The 23,848-nt window shown below is 63.5% G+C and carries 20 protein-coding genes and 1 tRNA gene; 18 read left to right on the top strand and 3 right to left on the bottom strand.

Annotation, left to right across the window (positions count from 1 at the left end):
- The first annotated feature begins 17 nt into the window (after positions 1-17).
- The 11 genes from NGK62_RS04535 (at position 18) to NGK62_RS04485 (ending at position 12,243) form a co-directional block, all read left to right on the top strand.
- Positions 18-863 carry a phosphonate ABC transporter ATP-binding protein gene (locus tag NGK62_RS04535; protein WP_118931732.1) on the top strand — a complete coding sequence of 282 codons (846 nt, stop codon included), beginning with the start codon at positions 18-20 and terminating at the stop codon, positions 861-863.
- A complete protein-coding gene (gene phnE, locus NGK62_RS04530) occupies positions 860-1,879 on the top strand; it encodes a phosphonate ABC transporter, permease protein PhnE (protein WP_118931733.1) in 1,020 nt (339 codons plus the stop codon). Before NGK62_RS04535 ends, phnE begins: the two co-directional genes overlap by 4 nt.
- 86 nt (positions 1,880-1,965) lie before the next feature.
- A complete protein-coding gene (locus NGK62_RS04525) occupies positions 1,966-2,136 on the top strand; it encodes a hypothetical protein (protein WP_165867779.1) in 171 nt (56 codons plus the stop codon).
- Positions 2,137-2,173: 37 nt separating this feature from the next.
- Positions 2,174-4,429, top strand: a complete 2,256-nt coding sequence (locus NGK62_RS04520) for a phosphocholine-specific phospholipase C (RefSeq protein ID WP_251877603.1) — start codon at positions 2,174-2,176, stop codon at positions 4,427-4,429.
- 78 nt (positions 4,430-4,507) lie between these two features.
- Positions 4,508-5,929 (top strand): YadA family autotransporter adhesin, encoded by a 1,422-nt coding sequence (locus tag NGK62_RS04515; protein ID WP_251877601.1) that lies wholly within the window; start codon positions 4,508-4,510, stop codon positions 5,927-5,929.
- Between the two features lie 86 nt (positions 5,930-6,015).
- Positions 6,016-6,957, top strand: coding sequence for a LysR substrate-binding domain-containing protein (locus NGK62_RS04510; RefSeq protein WP_251877599.1), 942 nt, complete (start codon positions 6,016-6,018; stop codon positions 6,955-6,957).
- A gap of 80 nt (positions 6,958-7,037) precedes the next feature.
- Complete coding sequence (hglS, locus tag NGK62_RS04505; RefSeq protein WP_251877597.1) at positions 7,038-8,435, top strand: 2-oxoadipate dioxygenase/decarboxylase HglS; 1,398 nt, start codon at positions 7,038-7,040, stop codon at positions 8,433-8,435.
- Complete coding sequence (locus tag NGK62_RS04500) at positions 8,432-9,607, top strand: alpha-hydroxy acid oxidase (RefSeq protein ID WP_251877595.1); 1,176 nt, start codon at positions 8,432-8,434, stop codon at positions 9,605-9,607. Before hglS ends, NGK62_RS04500 begins: the two co-directional genes overlap by 4 nt.
- Positions 9,608-9,707: 100 nt before the next feature.
- Positions 9,708-10,697: a Bug family tripartite tricarboxylate transporter substrate binding protein gene (locus NGK62_RS04495; RefSeq protein WP_192352546.1), complete on the top strand. Its 990-nt coding sequence runs from the start codon at positions 9,708-9,710 to the stop codon at positions 10,695-10,697.
- Between the two features lie 157 nt (positions 10,698-10,854).
- Positions 10,855-10,939, top strand: a tRNA-Leu gene (locus NGK62_RS04490).
- 404 nt (positions 10,940-11,343) lie between these two features.
- On the top strand, positions 11,344-12,243 hold the full coding sequence (locus NGK62_RS04485; protein ID WP_251877593.1) for a LysR family transcriptional regulator: 900 nt from the start codon (positions 11,344-11,346) through the stop codon (positions 12,241-12,243).
- Between the two features lie 16 nt (positions 12,244-12,259).
- Here the strand turns inward: NGK62_RS04485 and NGK62_RS04480 are convergent, their stop codons facing one another.
- The 3 genes from NGK62_RS04480 to NGK62_RS04470 all read right to left on the bottom strand — a co-directional run bounded on the left by NGK62_RS04480 (position 12,260) and on the right by NGK62_RS04470 (position 17,052).
- Complete coding sequence (locus tag NGK62_RS04480; protein WP_251877591.1) at positions 12,260-14,344, bottom strand: acetate--CoA ligase family protein; 2,085 nt, start codon at positions 14,342-14,344, stop codon at positions 12,260-12,262.
- Between the two features lie 8 nt (positions 14,345-14,352).
- Positions 14,353-15,516, bottom strand: coding sequence for an acyl-CoA dehydrogenase family protein (locus NGK62_RS04475; protein ID WP_251877589.1), 1,164 nt, complete (start codon positions 15,514-15,516; stop codon positions 14,353-14,355).
- A 105-nt stretch (positions 15,517-15,621) separates the two neighbouring features.
- Positions 15,622-17,052, bottom strand: a complete 1,431-nt coding sequence (locus NGK62_RS04470) for an NAD-dependent succinate-semialdehyde dehydrogenase (RefSeq protein WP_251877587.1) — start codon at positions 17,050-17,052, stop codon at positions 15,622-15,624.
- A gap of 302 nt (positions 17,053-17,354) precedes the next feature.
- Between NGK62_RS04470 and NGK62_RS04465 the strand changes: the two genes are divergently transcribed.
- From NGK62_RS04465 to NGK62_RS04435, 7 genes are all read left to right on the top strand, one after another.
- Entirely contained in the window at positions 17,355-18,248 is an 894-nt protein-coding gene (locus NGK62_RS04465; RefSeq protein ID WP_059375496.1) for an NAD(P)-dependent oxidoreductase, read from the top strand.
- 77 nt (positions 18,249-18,325) lie between these two features.
- Positions 18,326-19,411, top strand: coding sequence for a glycerol dehydrogenase (locus tag NGK62_RS04460; RefSeq protein WP_251877585.1), 1,086 nt, complete (start codon positions 18,326-18,328; stop codon positions 19,409-19,411).
- A 34-nt stretch (positions 19,412-19,445) separates the two neighbouring features.
- Positions 19,446-19,949: a 2,4'-dihydroxyacetophenone dioxygenase family protein gene (locus NGK62_RS04455; protein ID WP_059375485.1), complete on the top strand. Its 504-nt coding sequence runs from the start codon at positions 19,446-19,448 to the stop codon at positions 19,947-19,949.
- Between the two features lie 26 nt (positions 19,950-19,975).
- Positions 19,976-20,959: a Bug family tripartite tricarboxylate transporter substrate binding protein gene (locus tag NGK62_RS04450; protein WP_059375477.1), complete on the top strand. Its 984-nt coding sequence runs from the start codon at positions 19,976-19,978 to the stop codon at positions 20,957-20,959.
- 117 nt (positions 20,960-21,076) lie between these two features.
- Positions 21,077-22,039: a Bug family tripartite tricarboxylate transporter substrate binding protein gene (locus NGK62_RS04445; RefSeq protein WP_118931761.1), complete on the top strand. Its 963-nt coding sequence runs from the start codon at positions 21,077-21,079 to the stop codon at positions 22,037-22,039.
- A 13-nt stretch (positions 22,040-22,052) separates the two neighbouring features.
- Positions 22,053-22,814: a class II aldolase/adducin family protein gene (locus NGK62_RS04440; protein WP_059375472.1), complete on the top strand. Its 762-nt coding sequence runs from the start codon at positions 22,053-22,055 to the stop codon at positions 22,812-22,814.
- Positions 22,815-22,827: 13 nt separating this feature from the next.
- The gene (locus NGK62_RS04435; protein WP_251877583.1) at positions 22,828-23,826 is read left to right on the top strand and encodes a D-2-hydroxyacid dehydrogenase; all 999 of its coding nucleotides are present in this window, start codon (positions 22,828-22,830) and stop codon (positions 23,824-23,826) included.
- The last annotated feature ends 22 nt before the right edge of the window (positions 23,827-23,848 follow it).

Genomic DNA, 23,848 nt, shown 5'->3' with positions numbered 1-23,848 from the left:
TCGCCGGAGCAAGCGAAATGGACATGCTGCGCTACGACGCCGTCGGCATGCGCTACGCCGACGGGACCGCGGCCCTGAACTCGGTGTCGCTGCAGGTGCCGCGCGGCCAGTTCTGCGTCATCCTCGGCGCCTCGGGCGCGGGCAAATCGACCTTGCTGCGCATGGCCAACGGCTTGACCGTGCCGACCCAAGGGGAAGTGTGGGTCGATGGCACGCAGGTGCAGCCTTCGACGCTTGCTGCCGTGCGGCCACGGATCGGCATGGTGCATCAGCACTTCAACCTGGTGTCGCGCGCGACGGTCGCGACCAACGTGCTGTCGGGCGCGCTGCCCGGCTTGCCGGCATGGCGCGCCTATCTGATGCGCTTCCCCGCGGAATTGCGCGAACGGGCCTGCAAGCTGGTGCGCGAAGTCGGCCTGCAGCCCGAACATCTGCAACGCCGCGTGAGCGAATTGTCTGGCGGCCAGCAGCAGCGCGTGGGCATCGCCCGCGCCTTCATGCTGGCCCCGGCCTTGTTGCTGGCCGACGAGCCGGTGGCCAGCCTGGACCCGCGCATCAGCCGCGACATCCTGGAGCTGTTGCGCAATCAGGCGCGGGAACGCGGCGCGACCGTCCTGTGCAGCCTGCACCAGGTCGATCTGGCCCGCGAGTTCGCCGACCGCATCGTGGCGCTGCGCCATGGCGTCATGGTGTTCGACGGACCGGCGGGCGCGTTCGATGAGGCCACCGCCCGCGCCCTGTATCGGGCCCCGCAGCCGGAGAGCGGCATCGCCGCTGCCGATCTTGCGGGCCGCGGCCATGTCGAGCCGCGCGCGGCCAGGCCGATCCGGCCGGCGGTGTTGTCGGCGGGAGGCGCGCAATGAACACGCAGGCATTGAAAACGCCGGCCGACAACGCGGCCTGGCGCCTGGATCCGCCTTACGGCGCCCGCGCGCTGCTGATCGTGATCGCGGCGCTGATGTTGTTCCTCTACACCGGCCAACGGGTCGAGATGGGCCGCATGGCGGCGCTGACCCTGGACGGCGCGCTGGCGGCGGTGGGCCTGAAGCAGCAGTCCCAGGTCACGGCGGGCCTGGGCGCCCTGGCCGACAACCTGTTCCCGCTGCAGGTCTCTTATCGCACCGAGACCTCGCGCATAGAAGGATTCGATCCGGACAAGTTGCCGTGGCTGGCCCGTGTGGAAACGCTGCAGGTGACCGAAAACCGGTTGAATCCGCACACGCTGAAGATGGAAGACGAGGTGTCCACGCAGACCTATCTGGTCGAGCCGCTGGGCTATCTGTGGCGGGTGGCGGTGAAGATGGTCGAGACCTTCGAGATAGCCATCTGGGCGACCTTGCTGGCCGTACTGGGCAGCGTGCCGCTGGCCTATTGCAGCGCCCGCAATTACGCCCCCAACCGGCTGCTGTACGTGGCGGCGCGGGCCATCGTCAGCATGTTCCGCGCGATGCCCGAGCTGATCTGCGCGCTGTTCCTGGTGCTGGCCTACGGCTTCGGCCCGATTGCCGGGGTGCTGGCGCTGGCCATCCATTCGATGGGATTCCTGGGCAAGTTCTACGCCGAGGATATCGAGACGGCCGACGCCAAGCCGCAAGAGGCGCTGGCCGCGATCGGCGCCAGCAAGCCGCGCGTGTTGGCCTATGCCGTGCTGCCGCAAGTCATGCCCAAGTTCACCGGCTACACCCTGTACATCCTGGACCGCAACGTGCGCATGGCCACGGTCGTGGGCCTGGTGGGCGCGGGCGGCATCGGCCAGGAGCTGAAAGGCCGCTACGACATGTACCAGTACGCCCACGTCGGGACCATTCTCGTCGTGATCTTCATCACCGTGTTCTTGCTGGACCAGGTCGCCGCCCGCTTGCGGCGCCGCTTGAGCTGAGCTGGCGCGGCGGCCAGCCAGGCCGCCGCGCCCCGATAGGTTTTCTGCCGGACGGACCCGGCAACGTTCCCTGACCAGGAGTTTTCATGACCCCGTACTTTGCACTGGGCCGCGCCCTTGTTGCGGCCATCGCCTTGAGTTTGACCCTTGCCGCCTGCGGCGGCGATGACGACTCGGATGACGGCGCGACCGCGCCGCCCGAGACCGGACAGCCCGAGACGCCGCCGCCCGCGCCGCAACTGCGCTGCGCGCCCTGAACGCCCGATCCGCTCAACCCAACGCAAGAGTAGCCCCATGACCAAGACCTACCCCTCGCATTCCGCCAGCGTGTCCCCGGCCTTGCCGGGCCGCCGGCAGTTCTTCCGCGCCTCGGCCCAGGCGGCCGGCGCCCTGTCGGCGATGGCCTTGCTGCCCGCCTCGATCCAGCGCGCGCTGGCGGTTCCCGCGGCGGTCGAAAGCGGCACCATCAAGGACATCAAGCACATCGTGATCCTGATGCAGGAGAACCGCTCGTTCGACCACTATTTCGGCACCATGCGCGGCGTGCGCGGCTTCGGCGACCGCTTCCCGATTCCGCTGGCCAGCGGCAAGTCGGTGTTCTTCCAGCCCGACCCCAAGGGCGGCCAGGACATCCAGCCCTTCCGCCGCGATTCCAGGACCAGCAACGCGCTGATCGGATCGGGCACGCCGCACAATTTCCCCGACCAGCAGGCGGCCTGGAACCAGGGCAAGATGGACCAGTGGATCCAGTACAAGAACCAGGCCACCATGGGCTTCTTCATGCGCGAGGACATTCCGTACCAGTTCGCGCTGGCCGACGCCTTCACGGTCTGCGACGGCTATCACTGTTCCATCCTGACCGGCACCGATCCCAACCGCATCGTGTTCTGGTCGGGCGCCAATGCCAATCCCGAACTGCGCAAGCTGGGCGTGAACAGCACCGATACCGATTCGGAGCCCGTCAACTCGCGCTGCTGGCCCAGCCCGTCCAACTGGGTCGCGGGCCGCGCGCAACTGGCCGACGGTTCGGGCCAGGTCGACCCCGTGACGGGCGTCTACAACTACAAGTACAAGAACAGCGCCTTCAAGTGGGACACCTTGCCCGACCTGCTGCAGCGCGCCGGGGTCAGTTGGCACATCTACCAGAACATGAACAACAACTGGACGGGCGCGATGCATGGCTGCCTGGCCTTCAAGAGCTTCCGCACCGCGCAGCCGGGTTCGCCGATCTATGAACACGGCCTGACGGGCGGCCCCGAGAAGAACGACGGCGCCGTCAATTTCCTGGCGCAGCTCAAGCAGGACGTGGCCAACGGCACCTTGCCGCAGGTGTCCTGGGTGCTGCCCACCCAGGCGCTGGCCGAGCATCCGGGCAGCAGCGAAGGCGTGGCCGGCGCGGCCGACTTCATTGCCGACGTGCTGGACGCGTTGACCTCCAATCCGGAAGTCTGGAGCAAGACCGCGCTGTTCGTGACCTTCGACGAGAATGACGGCTTCTTCGATCACGCCGCCATGCCGGCAGTGCCGTCCTATGACGCCAACGGCGTGCTGATGGGCAAGTCCACCGTGCCGCTGGACGGCGAGTACTTCGATGCCTCGGTGGGCAGCTACCTGAAGGCCGATGACAAGATCACCGGCAACATCCGGCCGTGGGGCCTGAGCTCGCGCGTGCCCATGTACGTGGTGTCGCCGTGGAGCAAGGGCGGCTGGGTCAATTCGCAGGTGTTCGATCACACCTCCGTGGGCCGGTTCCTGGAGCAGCGCTTCGACATCAAGGTCGACGCCATCAGTCCTTGGAGCCGCGCGGTTTGCGGCGACCTGACCTCCTGCTTCGACTTCGTCAGCCCCAACGATCCCCGCGTGCCCACGCTGCCCGACACCAGCAACTATCCCGCGATCAACGCGGCGCAGAAGCTGTTGCCCACCACTGCCGTGACGCAGGCGCCCGCCATCCCCCAGCCGCTGTTCCAGGAGACCGGCACGCGGCTGTCGCGCGCGCTGCCTTATGAACTGCACACCAGCGCCCGGCTTGGCGCGGACGGCGCCGTCGAACTGCTGTTCAGCAACACGGGCGAAGCGGGCGCGGTGTTCCATGTGTACGACAAGCGCAACCTGGACCTGATCCCGCGGCGCTACACCGTCGAAGCCGGCAAGACGCTGTCGGACACCTGGACCGGCGGCGACTATGACCTGTGGGTGTACAGCAGCAACGGCTTCGTGCGGACCTTCTCCGGCAACACGCAGCGCGGCGCGGCTTTGGAAGTGCAGGTCTGCTACGAGCCGGCCGGCAGCGCGCTCTACGTGAAGGTGTCCAACCGCGGCACGGCCAGCCTGCAGGCGAACCTGCAATCCAACGCCTACCGCAAGGACGGCCCCTGGACCCTGACGGTCGAGCCGGGCAAGGTCGCCGAACACCACTGGTCCATCAAGGAAAGCGGCAACTGGTACGACTTCACCGTCACCGCCGAAGGCTTCGAACGCCGCTTCGCCGGACGCATGGAGAACGGCCGCGCGAGCGTCAGCGACCCCGCCATGGCGCTGCATCTGTGATGGCCCAGGCATGAGCGGGCCAGGCGCGCATCGGGGTGCGCGCCTGGCCATCCGCAACAAAAAACTACCAACATGATCATGAAGAACACATACGCAATTCTGGCCGCCAACGGCTTGTCGGTGGCGGTTCTGGTGGGTGCGCTGGCCGGGGGATCGGCCGCGCAGGCGCAGACCGCGCCGCCCGTGATGTGGGACGGCAGCAATCTCGGCTATGGACCGGGCGCCGCCCAGGGTGTGACGGGCAAGGGTAATCACGCCATAGGCAAGAACGCCGGCGTCAACGTGAAAGGCAGCAACAACATCGGCCTGGGCAATGGCGCGGGCCAGGACGTGAGCACCAACTGGAACCTCGCGATCGGCGAAGGCGCGGGCTCCAAGGTCGGCGGCAAGAACGCCAACCAGGCCATCGGCTATTACGCCGGCACCAACGTGCAGGGCGGCTGGAACCAGTCGTTCGGCCGCAGCGCCGGGCAGAACGTCACGGGCGACTACAACGATGCCTTTGGCTTCTGGGCCGGCACGGACACGGTGGGCAACAACAATGCCGCCTATGGCACCAACGCCGGCCGCAACGTCACCGGCAACGGCAACTCGGCATTCGGCCAGGAAGCGGGCCGCAATGTCGTCGGCGACGGCAACCTGGCGCTGGGCCAGAACGCGGGCCAGAACGTGGAGGGCGAGGGCAACCTGGCGCAGGGCAAGAATGCCGGGCAGAACGTGACCGGCGCCAACAACATGGCTGCCGGCGCCTACGCGGGCTACGGCGTGCAGGGCGATGGCAATACGGCTAGCGGGCTGGCCGCCGGCCGCGACGTCGTCGGCAACAACAACGTGGCGCAGGGCACGGCCGCCGGGTCGGGCGTGCGCGGCAGCGACAACGTATCGATAGGCTCGAATGCCGGACGCGGTTCCGTGGCGGACCGCAGCGTGTCGGTGGGCGCGGACTCGTCCGCGGCTACGCAGAGCGTCGCGGTCGGTGCCGGCGCGGTGGCCAGCGCGGGCAACAGCGTGGCGCTGGGGGCTGGGTCCTCGGCGGCGCGCGGCGCGCAGGAAGGCTACGAGGCCTACGGCATGGCGCGGCCCCAAAACTCCACCGGCGAGGTGAACGTGGGCGGACGCCAGATGACGGGCGTGGCGGCGGGCAGCGAGGACACCGATGCCGTCAACGTGGGTCAGCTGCGCGCCGCCAGCAGCGCAAGCGAGGCGCGCGTGGGCGCCGTCGAGCATTCCGTGCAGAACCTGCGCAATGACCTGGATTCCCAGGAGCGCATGCTGAGCGCGGGCGTGGCCGCGGCCATGGCGACGGCTTCCTTGCCGCAGGCCTATCTGCCGGGCCGCAACATGCTGTCCATGGCGGGCGGCACCTGGAATGGCGAATCGGGCTACGCCATGGGCCTGTCGCGCGTTTCCAGCGGCGGGCGCTGGGTCTACAAGGTATCGGCCAACGGCACGTCCCGCGGTGATTTCGGCGGCGCGGCGGGGGTCGGATACCAGTGGTGAGCCTGGGCCTGCGATAATGCCGCAAGCGCTGCGGCCGGCGATGGGACGCCGGCCGCGGCCAGCACAGGCATACCCGGATCGGCCCCATGGAAAAGCGTTTGATGCCATCGATGATGGCGCTGCAATGTTTCGAGGCGGTGGCGCGGCACATGAGCTTCACGCGCGCCGCCGAGGAACTGCACATGACCCAGAGCGCGATCAGCAAGCAGATCGCGCAGCTGGAGGCGCTGCTGCGCAACCCGCTGTTCCTGCGGGTGCGGCGGCGCCTGCAACTGACGCCTGCGGGAGCCTTGTACCAGTCCGAGGTCAGGGCCATCCTGAACCAGGTGGACATGTCCTCGCGCTACATCCTGACCTACGGCAGCGAGACCCAGGTGCTCACCATCGGCACCCAGCCCACCTTCGGCGCGCGCTGGCTGATCCCGCGCCTGCAAGGCTTCATGGCCGCGCATCCGGACATCCAGGTCAAGGTGCGCAGCGAAACCCGGCCCTTCGACCTGATGCAGGCCAAGATCGACATCTCCTTCTTCTTCGGGCATGGCACCTTGCCGGGCGCCCAGTGCCGGGAATTGTTCGGTGCAGAGGTGGTGCCGGTGTGCGCGCCCGGCTTTCTTCCGGGTGACAGGGTCGACAGCCTGGATGCGCTGAGCGCGCAGGCGCTGATCCAATGCGCTTCGCGCCCGGAAGCCTGGCACGACTACTTCTCGCGTCAGCAGTTCCAGTCCGACCGCAGCTACCACGGTCCCCGCTTCGATACCTTCTACATGTGCGTGCGTGCGGCAGAGGGCGGCTGCGGCGTGGCGTTGACGCCGCGCCTGCTGGCCGAAGAGGAGTTGCAGGCCGGCAAGCTGGTGATTCCCTGGGACTATGTGCAGCCCAGCGACGGCGCGTACTTCGTCGCCTACTCCGAGCATTCGGCCGAAGTGCCCAAGATCAAGCAGTTCGTCGCCTGGGTGGAACAAGAGGCCGCACGCAAGCGCGAGCGCGACGCCCAGCGCGCGCGATCCATGAAAAAACGGACTGATTAAACCGATTTTTTTCATTTGATTGCGCGCGCAGCGCATGATTTCATGCGGCCATCCTTGTTTACCGATGTGCCGAGCCCGCCATGAGTCAGAATTTCGTCAATCCGGACCAGATCCGCGCCTGGTTCTCCCGCGCCATGTCCGACATGTACAAGTCGGAAGTGCCGCTGTACGACACGCTGCTGGACCTGGTCGCACAGGTCAACGCCAAGACGCTGGCCGAGCAGCCCGAGCTGGCCACGCAGCTGGCGCGCACCGGCGAGATCGAGCGCCTGGACATCGAGCGCCACGGCGCGATCCGAGTCGGCACCGCGCAGGAACTGGCCAACCTGCGGCGCGTGTTCGCCGTGATGGGCATGCAGCCGGTGGGCTATTACGATCTGTCGCCGGCCGGCGTGCCGGTGCATTCCACCGCCTTTCGCGCCACCCACGAAGCCTCGTTGCAGGCCAGCCCGTTCCGCGTCTTTACCTCGCTGCTGCGGCTGGAACTGATCGCCGACGAGACCTTGCGCGAGAAGGCCGCCCGCATCCTGGCCGCGCGCCAGATCTTCACCGCGCGCACGCTGGAACTCGCGGCCCGCTTCGAGGCGCAGGGCGGATTGGATGTAGCCGCGGCCCGCGAATTCGTGGAAGAAGCCCTGCATACCTTCCGCTGGCACAGCGAGGCCACCGTCAGCCTGGAAGACTACGAGGAACTGCATGGTCAGCATCGCCTGATCGCCGACGTGGTGGCCTTCAAGGGCCCGCACATCAACCACCTGACCCCGCGCACGCTGGACATCGATGAAGCCCAGGCCGAGATGCCCCGCCGCGGCGTGTCCGCCAAGGCCGTGATCGAAGGCCCGCCGCCGCGCAGGTGCCCGATCCTGCTGCGCCAGACCAGCTTCAAGGCGCTGGAGGAAGCGGTCCTGTTCGCCGGCGCCGACGGCCAGTCCGCGGCCGGCAGCCACACGGCGCGCTTCGGCGAGATCGAGCAGCGCGGCGTCGCGCTGACCCGCAAGGGCCGGGCGCTGTACGACCAGTTGCTGGACCTGGCCCGCAGCCGCATCAGCGGCGCGCCCAAAGAAGGCAATGCAGCGGCCTACATGCAGAACCTGCAGGACTGTTTCGCCGCCTTCCCGGATGACTACGACGCGCTGCATGCGCAGGGGCTGGCCTATTTCCGCTATTTCCTGACCGGCAAGGAAGGCGCGGATCCCGAGGCCGGCCTGCAGGACCTGATCGCCCAGGGCCACATCCGCTTCGAGCCGCTGGTGTACGAGGACTTCCTGCCCGTCAGCGCGGCCGGCATCTTCCAGTCGAACCTGGGCGACAAGGCCCAGGCCGAATACGCGCAGAACGCCAGCCAGGCCGCTTTCGAGCAGGCCCTGGGCGCCAAGGTGCAGGACGAACTGGCGCTTTACCAGGATACGCAGGACCGTTCGCTGGCCGCCTGCATGCAGGCGCTGCGCGAGCAGGCCGGCTCGCCGGTGGCCGCATGAGCCGTCTGGACCGTTGCCTGTCCATGCGCGACTTCGAACGCGAGGCGCGGCGCATCATGCCGCGCTGCGTCGAAGGCTACGTCTGCGGCGGCACCGAGGACGGCGCTTCGCTTGCCGAGAGCGTGCGCGCGCTGGGCGACGTGGGTTTCCGGCCGCGCGGCCTGCGCGTGGTCGACCAGCGCAGCAGCCGGGTCGAACTCTACGGACAGCGCTACGCCATGCCGCTGGGGTTCGCGCCTACCGGGTTCTCCGCCATCGTCATGCATGAGTGCGACCTGGCGTTGGCGCAGGCCGCCCAGCAGGCCGAGATTCCGTTCATCATCAGCGGCGCTTCCAGCGTACCGCTGGAACGTTTGCAGGAAGCCACCGGCAAGCGCTGCTGGTACCAGGCTTATCTGCCAGGCAATACCGAGCGCATCGCCAAGCTGCTGGCGCGGCTGCGCCAGGCCGAGATCCCGGTGCTGGTGGTGACCATCGACACCTGCGTGGGCGCCAACCGCGAGAACCTGCAGAAGCTCTCGTTCACCGTGCCCTTCAAGCTCAGCCCCAGCGTGATGCTGGACGGCATGCGCCATCCGCGCTGGAGCTTCAACGTCTTCCTGCGCACGTTGCTGGGCAGCGGCATCCCCAGGTTCTCGAACCTGTACGAAGAAATCGGCCCGCCCATCACGCAAGACCCGCCCAACGGTTTTCGCGGCGAACGCGACAAGCTGTCGTGGGAGCACATCCGCTGGATCCGCGAGAACTGGCCCGGCAAGCTGGTGCTCAAGGGCGTGATGCATCCCGACGATGCGCGCCTGGCCTATGCGGCGGGCGCCGACGGCGTGATCGTGTCGAACCATGGCGGACGCCAGCTGGATGGCTGCATCTCGCCCCTGCAGGCGCTGCCCGACGTGGTGGCCGCGGTGCCGCCGGGCTTCCCGGTCATGGTAGACGGCGGCTTTCGCCGCGGCTCCGACGTGCTCAAGGCCGTGGCCCTGGGCGCGCGCATGGTCTTCACCGGCAGGCCCCAATTGTTCGGCGCGGCCGTGGCCGGCAGCGCCGGCATCCGCAAAGTGGCGGACATATTCCGCAGCGAGATCTCGACCAACATGGCGCTGCTCGGCTGCGCGACGCTGGCCGACCTCACCCCGGACCTGATCGCGCCCTTGCGGCCGGCGGCGACCGCCTGACGCGGGCGGCGCCAGCCGCCCCGGGCAGGAGCACCCGCACAACAACAAAAAAACGGCGCGCATTTCCATGCGCGCCCATCCGTTTTCGACAGGAGGAAACATGAAGAAGATCTATACCAAACTGGCCGGCGTGGCGGCAGTGCTGGCGTGCATCGCCAGCGGACCGGCGCAGGCCCAGGCCGGCGCCTATCCGACCAAGCCGGTGCGGCTGGTCGTGGGCTACGCCCCGGGCGGCACCACCGACATCAGCGCGCGCATGATCGCCGACGTGCTGGGCAAGGAATTCGGCCAGACCTTCGTGGTCGAGAACAAGCCCGGCGCCAACAGCAACATCGGCGCCGAGTCCGTCGCCCGTTCGGCGCCCGACGGCTACACCCTGTTCGTCGGATCGATTTCCACCGCGATCAACCAGTCGCTCTATTCCAAGATGTCCTATGACGCGCTCAAGGACCTGGACGCCGTCGCCCTGCTGAACGTGGTGCCCAACATCCTGGCCGTCAACGCCAGCGTGCCGGTCAAGTCGGTGCAGGAATACATCGCCTACGCCAAGAAGAACCCCGGCAAGCTCACCTGCGCCTCGCCCGGCAACGGCTCGTCCGCGCACCTGGGCTGCGAACTCTTCAAGATGAAGACCGGCATCGACATCCTGCACGTTCCGTACCGCGGCAGCGGCCCGGCCGTGGCCGACCTGCTGGGCGGACAAGTGGACTCGATCTTCGACAACCTGCCGCCGCTGCTGCCGCACGTGCGCGCGGGCAAGCTGACGGGTCTTGCCGTCACGACCGGCAGCCGCGTGCCGTTCGCCCCGGAAATCCCCACCATCGCCGAATCCGGAGTGGAAGGCTTCGACGTGGCGGCCTGGTTCGGCGTGTATGCGCCGGCTGGCACCCCGCCCGAAATCGTCCAGAAGGTCAACGCCGCCATCAACAAGGCCCTGACCTCCGACGCCGCGCTGGCCGCCAGCTACCAGACCAACGGCTTCCTCATGCCCCCGCCGCCCAACACGCCGCAAGCGTTCAAGGCCTTCATGGAAAGCGAAACCCGCAAGTGGGGCGAGGTCGTCAAGGCGACCAACCTGCAGATCAACTGATAGGCTGGGGAAGGGGCCGTCCGCGGCCCCTCAGAAGCGTTCTTGGGGACGGATTGGTGGCGTTGCAGCGACAAAGCAGCACGGAACCACCCGATTCCTGATTTGCGTGATAGAATGTTCGACTTTCCAGGAAAGCACGCTTTTCTGGTTGAAGTTAGCCGACGTGGTGAAATTGGTAGACACGCTATCTTGAGGGGGTAGTGGCGAAAGCTGTGCGAGTTCGAGTCTCGCCGTCGGCACCAAGAATTTGTTCCAGGCATACGCCTGGAAAGTAAAAAGCCCGTAAGAATCCATTTCTTACGGGCTTTTTGTCGCTTGCTTCATCCGATCGTGGACAGGCAGCGAGCCAAGAATGTTGCATTTGCACGCTTGCTGGCGGCAGCGCACCTGCGCCGGAAAGTCATGGGGCGGACCTCAAGAGGGGAGACGACGAAAGACTCCGGGCCCCTGTGTATGATTCGTGCTCGCCATGCAAAACAAAACTCACGGAGACAAAATGCGAACCACTCGCAAAGTGCCGGGCGCAACGCGCTCCATGGCCGGTACGGATCGCATGCGCGTCTCTGACCTTTTCACGATAGCTGGGCGGGCCGTCCATTCCATGTGAATCGTCAGTAGTCATTCCATGTCAAAGAAAATTCCCCCCATGAATCCTCTGCGCGCGTTCTATGTCGTCGCGCGCACCAAGAGTCTGACCAAGGCCGCCAAGGAGCTTCACGTCGGCCAGTCGGCGATCAGCAAGCAGCTGGACGTGCTGGAGAAGTATCTGGGGGTAAAGCTGTTCCGGCGCGAACAGCGGGGCATCAGTCTGACGGATATCGGGGAAGAGCTCGGAGAGCGGATCATTCCGGCCTTCGACCAGATCGCGGATGCGACCCATAGCATCATGGAGCAGGGCAACGACAACAAGATACGCGTGCATACCTATACGACGTTTGCCGCGAAGTGGCTGATCCCGCGACTGGAAAGCTTCCAGAAGAAATACCCAGAGTTTTCAGTCCTGATCATCAATCTGGTCAAGGACATTGATTTCGAGCGGGACCGCATTGATTTCAGCATCCAGTTGGGTAGCGGCGGCAACCCCGACACCGAAGCCGATCTATTGTTCGACGACATCATCGAGCCGGTTTGCAGCAACGCGTTTCTGAGAAAGCATGCTCCGGAAACCGCGTATCCCCAAGCCATCCTGCGCACGCGGCTACTGGTTTCGCACTATCGGCCCAAGGGGGAGTGGAAGATGTGGGCAAAGGCGCACGGGCACTTGGCCGATATTGCCGATACCCACCAGATGAATTTCAGCAGCTCGGTGCTGACGTGGCAGGCCGCCATGGACGGCCTGGGCGTGGCGATCGGTCAGGTGGCGCTCTTGATGGGGGACATCGAAGAAGGGAGCCTGCTGTATCCGTTCAAGCAGCCGGTAAGAACAGGCCTTTCCTTCTACCTGCTGCGACCCAAGGTCCGTCGCGAAGCCCGGAAGATAACTTTGTTCCGGGACTGGATTCTGTCGGAAGCCGCAGCGACCCGGCCCCTGTTGCCGGATTGCTGACGGCGATCCATGCTGGTCACGCGCTTTGCATGACCAGGGCGTCCACGGCCAGGACGCCTTGTCCTTCGGCCAACAGCAGCATCGGGTTGACTTCGGCCTCCCGTAGCTTCAATTCGGGTCGTTGCGCGAGCATGGACAGCTTGGAGATGGCGTGTGCCAGGGCCTCCAGGTCACCCTTTGGTTTGCCGCGCAAACCCGATACGGTTTTCAGGATTCGGATCTCTTCGATCATTTCCCGTGCGCCTTCGACCGATACCGGCGCCAGGCGGATGCTCCTGTCGCGCAGGACCTCAGCCCAGACGCCTCCGGCGGCCAACATGACGATGGGCCCTGCATCGGGGTCGACCCGGTAGCCGATCAATACCTCTGCCATTCCCTGCAACTGAGGTTGAACCAGCACGTGCTCGCACACGAGCTGCGGCGCTTTCTGTCGCAGATTCGTGCGTAACGTTTCGAAGGCCCGGGACAGCTGCGCGGGATCCTGAATGTTGAGCACGACGCCGCCTACTTCTGTCTTGTGGGGAATTTCCGCCGAACAGAGCTTGGCCACCACTGGATACTCGAAAGGCAGCGTCGGGATCTGGCCGTTCAATGGGAAGATTGCGTAGTCGGCATGAGGCACCTGCAAGCGGTCCAGCACGTCATAGGCTTGCGCCTCGCTCAGGGCCTGCGCTTGCGCCAATTGGGGCGATCCGGCTGCGGCGGCGGTAGAGAGTTTCCGTCGGGCAAACACCGAGGAAATGGCGTCAGCGCACGTCTCTGGCGTGCGAAAGCAGGGGATGCCTGCACGCGTCAGCGTGCCCAGAGCTTCGGGGGCGTCGGGTACCAGCATCACGGCTAGAGGCTTGTCCGCGCTGGTGAATTCCAGGATGGGTTTGACGGCCAGTTCAGGCTGCAGCCTTGCGGATGAGCCCACGACCGCGACCACCAGGTCGAACTCCGGCGCTTCCAGCATGATCTGCAGCGCCTTCTTCATGACCTCATACTTCGTTCCTGCCAAGGTCAGGTCCAGCACGCGGCCGGCGGAGCCGGGAATCTGTGCCTCTTTCAACTTGCGCTGCGTGGCTTCGGACAGCGGCTGCACGGTCACGTTCCGAATACCCAGTTGATCGACGACCATGGCGGCGCCGCCGCCCGTCGTGGCAACCACGCCCACCCGTTTGGCGCGGGAATCAGGCGCGGGCATTCTTTTTGCCAGCGGCAAAGCCTCGAAGAGGGTTTCCAGCATCTCGACGCGGACCACGCCCAGGTCTTTCAGGAACGCGTCCGCAATGTCGTCCTCGCCCGCCAAGGCGCCAGTGTGCGTGGCGGCCATTTCCGCCGCGGCGTTCGAACGGCCCAATTTATAGGCGATCACGGGTTTGCCCCGGCGGGCGGCCTCGGCGGCGAATGCTCTCAATTTGTCTCCGTGACGCAGGCTTTCAAGAAAGAGCACGTAGCCCGCGATCGTCGGATCGTCGAGTGTCGCCTGGCAAATCTCTCCCACGCACAAATCCGCTTCGCTGCCGACGGACACCAGGCCGGCGAAACCCACGCCGCGCGCCTTGCCTCTTGAAACCAGGGCTCCGATCATGCTGCCGCTGTGCGAGGCGACGAACAGGTTTCCCTTGGGCAGGTCAGGTTCCGCGAACGCGGCGTTCGCGGTCAGGACCAGGCCGTTGTGGGGATTGACGACGCCCAGGCTGCTTGGCCCCAGGATCCTGACGCCCGAGGCTTGCGCAAAGTCGCGAAGTTCCCGTTCGCGCTGGCAGCCTTCTTCTCCGGATTCCGAGAAACCCGTCGCCAGGATGGTCACCTGCTTCACGCCGAGTTCCGCGCATTCCCTGACGGCGGGAAGCACCGTATCGGTGGAGGACAGGATGAAGACATGCTCCGGCACCTCTGGCAAGGCACTGAGACTGGGCCAAGCCTGTTCACCCTGGACCTGATCGCGATTCGGATTGATGGGGTAGATCTTTCCTGCGAACCGCGAGCGGCGCAGGAATTGCAGGGGGCGGCCGCCCGTCTTGCCGGGATCATCCGATACGCCCACCAATGCGATGCTGCGCGGATGCAAAAGTGCCTGGCTGATCAACTGCTCGGAATGCTCGATGATGGACATGCGTACTCTCATTGATGCGAGGCTCTGGGCGCGCGCTGGGAAAACGAGCGGCCAAAAATACCCTCGGCAATTCGGTTCTTCAGTACTTCGATGGACCCGCCCGCGATCATCCAGCCGCGGGTCCGGCGAACGCAATACTCTACCAATGCTTCCTGGCTGAAACCCATTCCACCCATGATCTGCATGGCATCATTGGATGTGTCCCAGCCTGCCATATTGCAGGCGAGTTTCGCCATGGCGGTGCTTTGCGCCGAGGGCAGCCCTTGCTCGCCTTCGAGAGCGGCCTTGTAGAGCAGCAGCTGAGCTTGCTCGAGCTTCATCCACATATCGGCAAACTTCCACTGCAAGCCCTGGAACTCGCACAGCTCGCGGCCGAACTGCTTGCGCAATGTGGCATGGTCTCTGGCCATGTTGAAGGCGTACCTTCCCAGGGCCAGCGCGCGCGAGGCATTGCCCAGCCGTTCCACGTTGAATCCGGAAATCTGCTTCTTGAAGCCGCCCGGACCCAACAGCAGATTTTCCTTCGGCACCCGGCATTGCTCGAAGTAAAGCTGAGACCACTGCTCTCCGTTCATGAAGCTTGAGGGCTTTCCTATCTCGAAACCCGGCGCGCCTCGTTCGATCAGGATGGACCCGATGCCTTCCACGCCAGGGCCGAACCGCACATAGACAAGAAAGAGCTCCGCATCGGGACTGTGGGTGGAGAAAACCTTGCTGCCATTGACGACGTAGTGGTCTCCCTCGAGCGCCGCCGATGTTTTCAAGTCGGTCACCGCGGAGCCGGCGCCCGGCTCCGTCATGCCTAGCGAAATCAGTTTCTTCCCAGACAGCAGGTCAGGGAGAAAGCGGGCCTTCTGTTCCTTGTTGGCATACTCGACGAAGGTGCGGATAGGTCCGAAGTTGCCCGCCTGCACGATATCCGCGCTTTTCGGACACGCCAGCGCCACTTGCTGGATCGCAAGCACGGCGTGCATCAAGGTGCCGCCCTGGCCTCCGTCCTCCTCGGGAAAAACAATGCCCAGCAAACCCTGTTCCGCCAGCAGCGCCGCGGTTTCCCAGGGGTACTGATTGGAGTGGGCCCGTTCCAGCGCTCCAGGAGCCAATTTGTCCTGCGCGAATCGCGCGACGCTATCTGCAAACGCCTGGTACTCTTCCGAAAGGTTGAAATTCATGACGGTCCCAATGGTTTCTATTTAGTGCGGGGATCTTAAGTCGGGGCATGTGCGCGCAGTTTTTCCAATCGCGCCGACAAACATGCCAAAAAAACATATCAGGCGTCAGGCCAACCCGCCTTGACGCACGCACTTCACGCGCAGGAATTCCCGCAGTCCTTCCTCGCCGCCTTCAGATCCCAATCCACTGTCCTTGAAGCCGCCAAATGGCGTTTCCGGCAGCGAGGCCTGCAGATCATTGATGCAGACGACGCCACTCTCTATCTCGTTGACCAGCCGGTGCGCCAGTTTCATGTCGTTGGTGAACGCATAGGCGGCCAACCCAAAGGGCAGCGCATTTGCCTCGGCAATGGCCTCGTCGGCGTCCTCCACGGGCATCATCAGGGCCACAGGACCGAAAGGCTCCATGCGGCTGACTTCCGCGCGCCTGTCTCGCAGCGCCAGGACGGTGGGTTGATAGAAATGGCCGCGCCCCTCGATTGCGCGGCCCCCGGCGAGCAGCGTGGCGCCGCATTCGACCGCGTCGCGCACGAGGGCATCGATGGCGGCCAGGCGGCGCTTGTTCTTCAGCGGCCCCATCCTCGACTGGGGATCGAAAGGGTCCCTTACGGCCAAGGCGCGGGTGTGCGCGACGAATCTTTCGCAGAAGTCATCGAAGATGTTCTTGTGCACAAGGAAGCGCGTGGGCGAAGTGCATACCTGGCCGGCGTTGCGGAACTTGGCTGCGACGCCTGCCGCGGCTACCTCGTCGATATCGGCATCGTGCCAGACCACGACGGGGGCGTGGCCGCCCAGCTCCAGCGTTGCTTTCTTCATGTGCAAGGCCGCCTTTGCGCCCAGCTGCTTGCCCACCTCGGTTCCGCCAGTGAAAGTGATCATGGACACCCGCGACGAGGCGCACAGCTGATCAGCAATGGACGCGGGGTCGCCAAACACCATGTTCACGGCGCCTTGCGGCAGGCCCGCGCGTTCGCAGGCCTGCGCAATCAACAAGGCGACGCCGGCTGTTTCCTCGGAGGGCTTGAGCACGATCGTGCAGCCAGCGGCGAGGGCTCCGCTGATCTTGCGAGCGGGGGTGATGGCAGGCGCGTTCCATCCTGCAAACCCTGCCACCACGCCATATGGCTCCAGTTTGACCAGCTGCTGCACGCCTTGCGTCCTGGCCGGAATCAGGCGGCCATACAGGCGCCGCGCTTCCTCCGCGGCCCATTCGAACATTTCCGCGGCGGTGTCGACCTCCTTTCGCGCCTCGGACAGGGGTTTGCCAAGCTCGAGGGTGATCTGGCGAGACAAGTTGTCGCTGTCTCCGCGCATTTCCTGCGCCACTTTGCGCAGCAGTTCAGACCTGAGCGTGGGGCTGGTCCTGCGCCACGTGCCGTAGGCGCGGTGCGCGCCGCCGATCGCCCGTTCGACGTCGTCTGGCGAAGCGGCGCGGTAGCGTCCGAGTTCCTCTTCCGTTGCAGGCGACACCAGGACCAGCTCTGCCTGGCCGGTGCCTGCGCGGAACTCGCCGTCTATGTATTGCGAATACTCCATGTCTCAATCTCCGCGTCTCGATATGCTTTTTGGAATTGCCCGCCGCCGCACCGGCAATCTGCGCGAGCAGGCCAGCTGATTGAACGCGGGGCGGGAGTTCGTCGCAGTCTATCAACCAACGACTGTGCGGAGCGTCCACTTTTTCTCTGGCAAACATGCGTTTTTCGACTATCAACGCGACTGTTTTTCAGGCGGCTGGAGCGTGATCGGATGTATGCCTAAAACGACTATCTGCCAGAAAAAATGTCGTCCTCTGGCATTTTTGATCGTCGATATACTTTGCCCGTCTAAAGGAGTGGGCTATGAGGATCGGTTTTATTGGCTTGGGCAGGATGGGACTTTCGCTGGCACGTTCGCTGGTCGGCAAGGGCGAGCAGGTTTGGGTTTTCGACCTGAATGAAGAGGTAGCGAAAAGACTCCAGGCCGAAGGTGCGCATATGTCGGCGGACGTGGCCGATCTGTGCAGAAATGCCGATATCGTCTTCACGATGCTGCCTGGCCCAAGGCAAGTCAAGGAGGTGGCGCTCGGCTCGGGCGGCATCCTCGAAAACCTTGCCCCCGGAGCCATCTACATCGACATGAGTACTGTCGATGTCGATACCGTCGATGCGCTGTTCCAGGCGTTCACGGCAAAGGGAATCGTGTTCGGCGATGCTCCCGTGGGTCGGCTGGCCGCACATGCGGACAAGGGAGAATCCCTGTTCATGCTGGGCATCGACGCGCGGTATCTCGAAAAGGTCGAGCCCGTTCTGTACAAGATGGGGACCACCGTTTATCACTGCGGTGCGGCGGGCCACGGCACGCGTACCAAGCTGATCAACAACATGATGGTCCTTTGCTATTGCCAAATCAATTCCGAAGCCTTGGTGTTGGCGCAATCGTTGGGTCTGGATCTGAACAATACGTTCAATGTGCTCACCAGCACGACTGCCAGCAACGGTCAACTGAAAGAGAAATGGCCGAACAAAGTGCTGAAAGGAGATTTGTCGCCGGGCTTCGATCTGGCGCTGGGATACAAGGACATCTCCTTGGCTTCCAACGCGGGCGCCAGCAGTCGGGTAGCTCTGCCCGTGTGCGACACGACCAGGAACATCTTCAGAATGGCGTTGGCGGCGGGCAAGGCAGGGCAGGACACGTCCAGCCTGACTGACTTCTGGGCCGAAATCAACGACTGCCCCAAACCCAGGCTCGGCTAGGCGCGTTTCGTCGCGAACCCAGAGCCAAGTGGATGCCGGGCCGCAGGCGCCCCGGAACACCATTGCTTCCGTTACTCATGGCCAATACATACTCAAATCTATATGGGACGGGCTTTCCTGCGCGATATGTGCAGGGGCCTGCCGCGTTGAACGAACTGAAAGGCATACTTCGGGACTGCCTGGGCGCGGACTCGGCGCTATTGATCTACGACGCGGCACTTGAGCAATACATGCCTCGTTTCAACCAGTCCGGCGTGGCGATCCATGCCTTCATCTTCCCGGGAAACTGTTCCGATGCTGCCATCGATGACCTGACCGCAGCTGCCCGGAATATTGCCGTGGATTGCGTGATCGGTTTCGGCGGGGGGAAAACGCTGGATACCGCCAAGGCCGTAGCGGCAAACCTGAATCTGCCCATGGTGATCATGCCGTCGGCGGCTTCGAACGATGCTCCGACGAGCCGCCTGGTTGCGATCTACGAAGAACATGTCTTCAAGCATTCCAGGGTGCTGGCGCGAAATCCGGACTTGGTGCTCGTGGATACGTCGATCCTGGCCGAGGCGCCCAGGCGGCTGCTTGTCGCTGGTATCGGGGATGCCCTGTCCAAGAAATTCGAAGTGGATTGCTCGGTGGCGAATTCCGTCCCGAATACCTTCGGCATGCAAAGCCTGCTGCTTTCGCGGACGCTGGCCGACAGATGCTATGAACTGATCCGCCTCCACGCCATAAGCGCCATTGGCGAATGCGAGGCGCAACGGCCGGGCGAGAACTTCGAGCGACTGGTGGAGGCCTGTGTCCTGTACTCGGGACTGGCATTCGAGGGAGGCGGCCTGTCGCTGGCGCATGGCTTGCTTCGTGGGCTCACGTGCATGCCGGAAACCGAACGCTTCCTGCACGGCGAACTGGTGGCCTATGGCTCCCTGGTCCAGGTGCTGGCCTGCCAGCGCCAGCGCGACGAATTCGACGAACTGCTGGGAGTGGTCAAGGCAGTCGGCTTGCCCTCCTGCCTGCGGGATTTCGGCGTGTCGGACATCTCGAAGGAGCGGCTGTCGGAGGTGGCGGCGCAGACATTGACCGCGCCCTATCTGGCGGGTGGAGCGCAGCGGATATTCCAAGACGACATCGTGCAGGCGATGCTCGAACTCGAGCGTCGCACCGCCTGAAATTTCATCCAAACGGAAAACCGAAGGAAAAACCATGAACTCAGTCTTGCCATTCCCGAAAGAACTTCAACCCAAGGGCATACGCCAGGAGATCGTGACGCCGGTGCTGGAAGGCGATGACCGGTTGTGGGTTCCGATTCATGACAACGTGTGGTTCAAGCCGCTGTTGCTCAACATCACGCACGGGTACTGGACCAGCGTCCTGCGAGTGCGGCGCAAGGGCGTCGTCAGCTGTCATCGCCATCCCGCGACGGTGCATGGATATGTGCTGAAGGGGTCGTGGCGCTATCTGGAGCATGACTGGACGGCTAAGGAAGGAAGCTATGTCTTCGAGCCGCCTGGCGAGACCCATACGCTGGTATCGGAAGAGGAAGGCGAAATGCTGACGTGGTTTCTGGTCAATGGCGCCTTGATATACGTGGACGAGAACGGCAAACAGACCGGTTACACGGACGTATTCGATCGTGTTGAGAAATGTCGCGCCCATTACAAGAGCGTGGGCCTGAGCGAGGACTACCTCGAAAGCATCATTCGCTGATGCGATTCCCAGGGTGAGGAAGACAAATGAAAAAGATCAAAAACTTCTTGCTGCTGGCCTCGATGTCGGTGGCCATGTGCGGCGGCCAGGCCATGGCCGCTGACTATCCCGCTCGTCCCGTTTCGCTCGTCATCGGGTTTGGCGCCGGTGGCCCCACGGACGTGATTGGCCGGTATGTGGCGCAGCAGCTTGGCGACAAGCTGGGGCAGGCCGTGGTGGTGGAGAACCGGCCGGGCGCGAATGGCCTGATCGCCCTGCAGTATGTGAAAAAGGCCAAACCGGATGGCTACACCCTGCTGTTGGCGAGCAGCGGGTCCCTGGCTATCGAACCCATGTACCGCAAATCGATCGATTACAACGTCTTCAAGGACTTCACGATCATTGCTCCCGTCGCGCAGTATCCGTATGTGATGGCGGTGAATGCCCAGTCGAGCGTCAAATCCATCCCCGATCTTGTCGCGGCCGGAAAGGCGGCCAAACAGCCGCTGACGTTCGGTTCCGCCGGCATGGGGGCGGACAATCATCTGGCCGGGGAGTGGTTCGCCAAGAGAATGGGGGTGCCCTTGTTGCACGTGCCATATAGCGGGGGAGACGCCGCCCTGGTGAATGGCATGCTGAGCGGAGGCATCGATATGGCCCTGATCAGCGGCGCCGTGGCGCTGCCGCAGGTGCAGGTGGGCAAGCTGCGCGCCATCGGCGTGGGAACAAAGGAACGCGTGTCTTTTCTGCCGGAGGTCCCGACGGTCATCGAGGCCACTGGCCAAGCTGATTTCCTCATCGGGCCATGGAACGGCATCGTGGGCCCGGCCGGCATGGATCCCGCGATTGCCGGGAAAATCGAGACGGCCGTCCAGGAAATCCTGAAAACCGAAAAGTCGCAGAAGACCCTGCTGGGGCACGGCCAGTATCCCTTCCTGGGTTCAGGCCAGGATTTCAGCAACTACATCAAGGCGCAGCAGGACCACTGGGCAGAGGTCATAAAAAGCTCGGAACTCGAGAAGCTGGACTGACCAGACTGCGGTTCGACGTAAGGAGAGCTGTCGGAAGAAATAGCCGATACGTCGACGCACGCTTACCGGAATACCGGATTCCGTTGCGAGTGAACATAGAAAATAGGAGACAGGTCCATGGAAGTGCCGTTCTCTTCCCTTGTTTTTATGGTGTCCATGCTTGGCGTTTCCGTCGGCGCCCAGGCTCAGAATTTCCCCGAGAAGCCGCTGACGCTGGTTGTTCCTTATTCCGCGGGAGGCAGCACGGACGCCACCGCGCGCCTCGTTGCCGAAGGCATGAGCAAGAAGATCGGTCAGCCCGTCATCGTCGAGAATAAGCCAGGGGCCGGCGGCGGGATCGGGGCTCTGTATGTCAAGCGCGCGCCCAGCGACGGCTATATCATGCTGGTGACGTCGGCATCTCATATCGTGAATAAAGTCATGGACAAATCCGTGGACTACGATATGCAGCGCGATTTTCGTCCCGTATCGCAGCTGACGAATCTTCCGATCGTGCTGGTCGTGAATGCGAAATCGGATTTCAAGTCGGTCGACGATCTCGTCGCATTCGCCAGGAAGAATCCCGGAAAACTGAACTATGGCTCCGCCGGCAACGGCACCGTTCAACATATGTCCGCGAGCCTGCTGGCCGATATGGCGTCGGTCGAGATGACGCACATTCCCTATAAAGGCGGCGCCGCGGCGCTGACGGATCTTCTTGGCGGCCAGCTGGACTTCGTTTTTTCGCCCATCAATGAGGTGGTCGGCCAGGTCAAGGAAGGCAATGTCCGGCCACTGGCCGTGACCACCAATGTCCGGTCGGACGTGCTGCCCGACGTACCCACAATGAGTGAATCTTTGAAGGGCTATCAGTTGCCGCTGTGGTTCGGCATCGCGGTGCGGGCCGATGTCTCGGATGAACGGACGGCCGTACTGTCCCGGGCGGTCCAGGATGCCTTGCGGGACAAGGAGGTCAGTGAGCGGCTGATCGCTCAGGGCAGCGAGCCGGTCGGGTCGACTCCGCAGGAGATGGCCGCACTGCAGGCCAGCGAGAAAGTGCGCATCGAGAAGTTGCTGGCCACGATGAACGTGGCTCGATAAAGGGAGAGGCACAATGCATACGTTCTCTGATGAAGAGTGGGCACTGCGAGTCGATCTGGCCGCCTGCTATCGCCTGGTGGACATGTTCGGAATGCTGGACATGATCTACAACCACATTTCCGCCAGAGTGCCGGGCGAGGATTCATTTCTCATCAACCCGTTTGGATATCATTATTCGGAGATTACGGCCTCGTCGCTGATAAAGGTGGACGTTGACGGCAATGTTCTCTACAACCCCCATGAAACCTATGGTGTGAACAAAGCGGGGTTCGTCATCCACAGCGCCATACACAAGGCTCGCCATGATGTCGAATGCATCATCCATACGCATACGTTGGACGGCATGGCCGTGTCGGCGATGAAATGCGGGCTGTTGCCTTTGACGCAGACGTCGATGCGGTTCGTGAATGTGGCGTACCACGACTATCAAGGCGTCGTGGTCGATACCGAGGAACAGGAAAGCCTCGTGAACGACCTGGGGGAGGCCGACGTGATGATTCTCCGGAATCACGGCTTGCTGGCCACTGGCCGGACCATCCCCGAAGCCTTCAACAATATCTACAGGCTTGAAAGATCGTGCGCCGTGCAGCTGCGCGTCATGTCGTCCGGCGCCGAGATCAACCTTCCAAATGACGAGGTGATACGTCGCACGGGACAGCAATTGAAGCTGCAACCCAGCGCAGACAGCCCCGGCAAGCAAAAGCCGTACGGAATATTGGAATGGCCTGCCTTGAAGCGGCTCCTGGATAAAAAATGTCCGGACTACAAAGATTGACCCGGGGCATTGCATGAATCCGCTTATCGTTTTGTCCCGCGAGGTGCATGCGCGCGATGTGGACGGGTACGCCCAGCTCAGGTCCCGTTGTGGCGAGGTATTCGACTGGCTGCTCTACGAGGGCGCGCACAGCGTTGCGGAGGAGGACAGGGCCCGGGTAGTAGGGGCGTATCTGTCAGCAGATATTCTGGAACTGTCCTCCAAAACGGAGCTGACAAGGAAGATGTCGGATTTTTGCGACCTGATGCGGAAATGCGGAGGGTTGCGGTTCCTGCAGGTTCCCTCCGCCGGATTGGATCGGCCGTTTTACGACGAATTGAGCGCCCGTGGCGTGCAAATCTGGGATGCGCGGGGGATCGCGGGGACGACGGTTGCCCTGAGCGCATTCACTGGCATGCTGATGCTTGCCCGGAACATGCATGTCCATTTTCGCAAGCAGTACGAAAATGAATGGTTTCCGGTGCGCTTTGGCCCGTTGGAGCCGAGAGGAATTGAAAACAATACGGCCGTGATCGTGGGCGTCGGCAGTATCGGGGCTGAAATCGCCCGGCTATGCAAGGCCGTGTCCATGAAAACCATAGGCGTGAGGCGAACTTCCTGCGGCCCCCTGCCGAATTTTGACAGTGTCGTCACCCTGGACAGGAAGGATGAGGTATTGCCCCGCGCCGACTGGGTATTCCTTGCATGCCCGCTGACGCCCGAGACGTTTCATCTCATGGATGCCGATGCCTTTGGCAAGATGAAGGCCGAGGCAGGACTGATCAACGTTGCGCGGGGACCGGTGGCCGATGAGGACGCCTTGATCGAGGCGTTGCAACGGGAGCAGGTCCGCTGCGCTTACCTGGACGTTTTCGAAGTGGAACCCCTGCCGCCGGCGTCGCCTTTGTGGAATATGCACAACGTGATTCTCACGCCGCACGCGGCGGGCGATGCGCAGACCCGATACGGGAAACTGGACGAGCGCTTTCGGCAGCGCTTGCTGCAATGGTATGCCAGCGCTAGCCAGCTCTAGCTACAGTGCCCGAATGGGGTAG

The organism is Achromobacter sp. Marseille-Q4954 (assembly GCF_943737025.1).
Classification (GTDB): domain Bacteria; phylum Pseudomonadota; class Gammaproteobacteria; order Burkholderiales; family Burkholderiaceae_B; genus Achromobacter; species Achromobacter bronchisepticus_A.
This window is presented reverse-complemented; position numbering and strand designations above follow the sequence as displayed.

Coding starts and splice junctions, on each gene's coding strand:
- NGK62_RS04435 (WP_251877583.1), top strand. CDS start 22,828: ATGAATCCGCTTATCGTTTTGTCCCGCGAGGTGCATGCGCGCGATGTG.
- NGK62_RS04495 (WP_192352546.1), top strand. CDS start 9,708: ATGAAGAAGATCTATACCAAACTGGCCGGCGTGGCGGCAGTGCTGGCG.
- NGK62_RS04480 (WP_251877591.1), bottom strand. CDS start 14,344: ATGTCCATCATCGAGCATTCCGAGCAGTTGATCAGCCAGGCACTTTTG.
- NGK62_RS04535 (WP_118931732.1), top strand. CDS start 18: ATGGACATGCTGCGCTACGACGCCGTCGGCATGCGCTACGCCGACGGG.
- NGK62_RS04475 (WP_251877589.1), bottom strand. CDS start 15,516: ATGAATTTCAACCTTTCGGAAGAGTACCAGGCGTTTGCAGATAGCGTC.
- NGK62_RS04450 (WP_059375477.1), top strand. CDS start 19,976: ATGAAAAAGATCAAAAACTTCTTGCTGCTGGCCTCGATGTCGGTGGCC.
- NGK62_RS04460 (WP_251877585.1), top strand. CDS start 18,326: ATGGCCAATACATACTCAAATCTATATGGGACGGGCTTTCCTGCGCGA.
- NGK62_RS04465 (WP_059375496.1), top strand. CDS start 17,355: ATGAGGATCGGTTTTATTGGCTTGGGCAGGATGGGACTTTCGCTGGCA.
- NGK62_RS04455 (WP_059375485.1), top strand. CDS start 19,446: ATGAACTCAGTCTTGCCATTCCCGAAAGAACTTCAACCCAAGGGCATA.
- NGK62_RS04515 (WP_251877601.1), top strand. CDS start 4,508: ATGAAGAACACATACGCAATTCTGGCCGCCAACGGCTTGTCGGTGGCG.
- NGK62_RS04510 (WP_251877599.1), top strand. CDS start 6,016: ATGGAAAAGCGTTTGATGCCATCGATGATGGCGCTGCAATGTTTCGAG.
- hglS (WP_251877597.1), top strand. CDS start 7,038: ATGAGTCAGAATTTCGTCAATCCGGACCAGATCCGCGCCTGGTTCTCC.
- NGK62_RS04525 (WP_165867779.1), top strand. CDS start 1,966: ATGACCCCGTACTTTGCACTGGGCCGCGCCCTTGTTGCGGCCATCGCC.
- NGK62_RS04445 (WP_118931761.1), top strand. CDS start 21,077: ATGGAAGTGCCGTTCTCTTCCCTTGTTTTTATGGTGTCCATGCTTGGC.
- NGK62_RS04485 (WP_251877593.1), top strand. CDS start 11,344: ATGAATCCTCTGCGCGCGTTCTATGTCGTCGCGCGCACCAAGAGTCTG.
- NGK62_RS04440 (WP_059375472.1), top strand. CDS start 22,053: ATGCATACGTTCTCTGATGAAGAGTGGGCACTGCGAGTCGATCTGGCC.
- phnE (WP_118931733.1), top strand. CDS start 860: ATGAACACGCAGGCATTGAAAACGCCGGCCGACAACGCGGCCTGGCGC.
- NGK62_RS04470 (WP_251877587.1), bottom strand. CDS start 17,052: ATGGAGTATTCGCAATACATAGACGGCGAGTTCCGCGCAGGCACCGGC.
- NGK62_RS04520 (WP_251877603.1), top strand. CDS start 2,174: ATGACCAAGACCTACCCCTCGCATTCCGCCAGCGTGTCCCCGGCCTTG.
- NGK62_RS04500 (WP_251877595.1), top strand. CDS start 8,432: ATGAGCCGTCTGGACCGTTGCCTGTCCATGCGCGACTTCGAACGCGAG.